Source organism: Kitasatospora sp. MBT66 (genome assembly GCF_000710405.2).
Classification (GTDB): Bacteria; Actinomycetota; Actinomycetes; order Streptomycetales; family Streptomycetaceae; genus Kitasatospora; species Kitasatospora purpeofusca.
The window spans coordinates 1-331 of sequence record NZ_JAIY01000028.1; the positions used below are offsets into that span (position 1 = coordinate 1).

Annotated in this window: 1 protein-coding gene; it reads right to left on the reverse strand. The window is 73.4% G+C overall.

The features are described 5' to 3' along the window. Nucleotides 1-39: 39 nt before the first annotated feature. A partial coding sequence (locus tag BI06_RS45130; protein WP_158516558.1) for a hypothetical protein occupies nt 40-331 on the reverse strand: 292 nt, incomplete at its 5' end.

The window sequence follows — 331 nt, forward strand, 5'->3', positions numbered from 1 at the left end:
ACTCGGAGAGGATCACGCGGTATCCGTCGTCGTCCGTCATCAGGCCGCCAGGGTGGCGACGGCGTCGGCGTAGGAGGTCCAGGCCGCGACCATGCGCACGTTGTTGACCGCCGGGTTGTCCGGGGAGACGGCGGTGGCCACGCTCAGCGGCGCACCGGCGGGGACCTTGACAGTGGCGCTGCCCCGGGCGTCGCGCGAGTCACCGGCGCGGGTGTACTGCGGGCGGCCCGCGCGGCGGCGCTCGCCGTGACCGATCACCAGGGGGGTGATCCACCCCTCCCCGAAGTCGCCCTTGTAGCTCACCTCGAAGCGGACCGTCACCAGGCGCGGG